The sequence below is a fragment of the Protofrankia sp. Cr1 genome (genome assembly GCF_963555865.1).
Classification (GTDB): domain Bacteria; phylum Actinomycetota; class Actinomycetes; order Frankiales; family Frankiaceae; genus Protofrankia.
The window spans coordinates 1-3142 of record NZ_CAUVXO010000516.1 but is presented as its reverse complement, the minus strand read 5'-3'; the positions used below and the strand labels follow the sequence as shown (position 1 = coordinate 3142).

The following is a 3142-nucleotide window of genomic DNA, read 5'->3' as shown; positions in this document are numbered from 1 at the left end:
CCCGCCGGTCCCGCCGGTCCCCCGAGGCGCTGACCCGGCACCGGCATCGGCGCTGCGCCGTCGTCAGCCACGTCCACACCGAAGTCGCGAGCGAGCCCGGCCAGGCCGTCGGCATAGCCCTGCCCAAGCGCGCGGACCTTCCACTCGCTGCCACGCCGGTAGATCTCGGCAAGTAGGAGCACGGTCTCGGTGCGTGGCGCAGGCGGGGTGAAGCGCACGAGCGGAGCCCCGTCGCGGCCACGGATGTCCAGCACCGGTGGTGGCAGCTGCCCGAGCGCCAGCGCGGTGTCGGCGGGGCTGACGACAACGACCACCCGGCTCGCCCCCTGCCGCAGCCGGCCCGGGTCGATGTCCACGGTGTCACCGTTGCACCGTGCACCGGGCGCGGACGGCTGGTTGTAGAAGACGAAGTCCTGGTCGGTTGTGACTTTCCCATCGGCACCCGTGATGAGGACCGAAAGGTCGAAGGGGCCGGGCACCCGTACCGACAGGACACCACCAGGCAACGACCGGTTGGCACCGGCGACCAGCTCGATCATCATGACTCCGGGGCGTGTCGTCGGGCATCGTTGTGTGTCACCTGTGCGTGGCGCCGTCAGGTCTCGGGTGTACGGGTCGAGCCCGGGACGTAAAGTTACGTTCTGGCCACGCCATCGGATGTTATTGTGCCCGGCATGGCCGAGACGGTGTCCCCCTCACGGGGATCTTCCTCCTCCCCCGATACTCCCACCGCACTCGACGGGACACCGTCGCAAGCCTCGCGCCCGGTGCGGGTACCGCCCGTACCGCAGCTGCCAGCTGCCCCACCCGCGCCGGTGGCCGGCACCTCGATCGGCCGATCGATCAAACTGTTCCAGGCCTGCCGCCGCGAGCAGGTCGACCCCGCGGGCTTCTACTCGCTGCTCGCCGCGGACTCGGTGCACCAGCTCAGCCGGTTCACGTCGCTGGCCGGCTCGGTGGTACTGGACGTCGGCGGCGGCCCCGGCTATTTCCGCGCCGCCTTCCAGCGGGCGGGCGCCCGGTACTTCTGGGTTGAACCGGATATTTCAGAGCTGAGCGCCGGGGGCATCGTCGAGCCGGGGCGGGTACTGGGCAGCGCGCTGGACATGCCGTTCGCCACCGCCTCGGTGGACATCTGCTATTCCTCGAACGTCCTTGAACACGTCCCCGACCCATGGCGGATGTGTGCGGAAATGGTGCGGGTGACCCGTCCCGGCGGCGTGATCTTCCTGAGCTTCACCAACTGGCTGTCGCCGTGGGGCGGACACGAGACCTCACCATGGCACTACCTGGGTGGCCACCGGGCGGCGCTGCGGTACGAGCGCCGCACCGGTGTCGCACCCAAGAACCGCTACGGCACCAGCCTGTTCCCGGTATCGGTCGCGGACGCCCTGGCCTGGGCGAACGGCCGGTCCGACGTCCAGGTCATCGAGGCCATGCCGCGATACCTGCCGACCTGGGCAAAGCCGATCCTTCGGATTCCCGGCGTACGGGAAGTTCTCACCTGGAACCTGGCGATGGTCTTCCGTAAGCGTTGACGATCAGCGCTGGACTGCTTGAGACGGCGCTGCGCTGCCTGCGCTGTACAGTTGCCCGACCTCGGCCGCGGAAAGGGCACGGTCGAAGATGTGCACCTCATCGACGGTTCCCGGCCAGAAGTCGACCGGTCGGCCGTTGTAGGTTGCCCTGCCGATGACCGTGTGACCGGCGGCTTTCTCCCCCAGGCACACCGAGGCGACCCCCGCCTTCGCTCCGTCGACGTAGAGCGTCATGGTTCCGCCCGCCGCGTCCCGCACGCCCGTGAGGTGGTACCACTGGCCGACCACGGGCGTGGGGCCGAGAGCTCGGACGCCCGCGTCGCTGAAGGCGAACCGGTTGTCGACCGCGGAATACTGCAGATAGAACGCGCTGTTCGGGTCACCATCCTGGCTGACCGCCGTAGCGAACGAGCCGAGCCGGTCAATCTTCACCCAGGCGGACACACTGTAGTTGCCGGTCGTATCGACGATCGAGGTACCGGTGTCGACGAACTGGTTCGAACCGTTGAATGCCGGCGCCGACCCGGCATGCCCACCCGTCCACGCCGGACCGCCTACCAGGGTCGCCTCATGGCCACCCAGCGCGTCCCTGGTAACCGTGCCGTTGCCCTCGTCGAACCGGTAGAAGCTCACACCGTCGAGCCCGGCCGTGCCCGGCGGATAGCTGATCAGATCGTCCTCCACCGAAACCGACGCGTCGATCAGTGACCGGTTGGCCTTGCGTACCGATGCCGCATCGGCTTTGAGCACCGCGCGGTCATAGGTGTAAAGCCCGTTGATTTCGTTCTCCACATCACTGATCTGCGTATACACAGAGCCGGACAGGCCACACCGTTTCTCCATCGCCAGAAGTCTGTCGGACAGCTCCACGTAACGTCGGGTCACAGCGGCCGCATCGGGCTCGAGTTCATTGGCAAAGGCCTTTGCCGGGTCGTACAGATGGCCGTCGACCTTCAGCCCGAGCCCACCGAACTCGCCGTCCACGCTCGCCCTGTTTCCCTGCTGGACAGGCCCGCCCGGGCCGACGTAGGTGTGGTTGTCGTATACGTCACCTTCGCCACTGTCCGGGATGGACGCGCAGCAGTTCACGCCGCTGTCCGCGTCGACCAGCCGGCTGGAGTCCCAGGACCTGACCAGGTCGGCGACGCGTTTCGGTTCGTACTCACCCCAGCCCTCGTTGAACGGCACCCACATGACGATCGACGGATGCCCGCGGTGGGCGTCGACCAGCGCACGCAGTTCGGACTCGAACTGATATCTGGCGCCATCGGGCGGGGCGTGTCCGCCGAACATCGCGGGCATGTCCTGCCAGACCAGCAGACCGAGTTTGTCGGCCCAGTAGTACCAACGGTCGGATTCAACCTTGGCATGCTTGCGGACCATGTTGAAGCCGAGCTGCTTGTGCGCCTCGAGGTCGGAGCGCAGCGCCTCGTCGGTGGGAGCAGTATAAAGGCCATCCGGCCAGAATCCCTGGTCGAGAGTGCCGACCTGCATCACGAACCTACCGTTCAGCAGCATCCGGGTCCTGCCGTCACGACCGCCACCCAGGGATATCGAACGCATTCCGAAGTACGAGCCGACCTCGTCGACAGCATTGTTTCCAA

General features: G+C 67.1%; 3 protein-coding genes. 1 reads left to right on the top strand and 2 read right to left on the bottom strand.

Translation table 11 applies throughout. The features are described from left to right. Window positions 1-539 (bottom strand): TerD family protein (locus U9980_RS24900; protein WP_322770151.1); only part of this gene is annotated, 539 nt, incomplete at its 3' end. Window positions 540-674: 135 nt separating this feature from the next. On the opposite strand from U9980_RS24900, the gene U9980_RS24895 reads away from it, so the two are divergent. Then, window positions 675-1538, top strand: coding sequence for a class I SAM-dependent methyltransferase (locus tag U9980_RS24895; RefSeq protein ID WP_322770150.1), 864 nt, complete (start codon window positions 675-677; stop codon window positions 1536-1538). Between the two features lie 3 nt (window positions 1539-1541). Here the strand turns inward: U9980_RS24895 and U9980_RS24890 are convergent. Further along, window positions 1542-3142: LamG-like jellyroll fold domain-containing protein (locus U9980_RS24890; protein ID WP_322770149.1), on the bottom strand; the 1601-nt coding region annotated here is incomplete at its 5' end.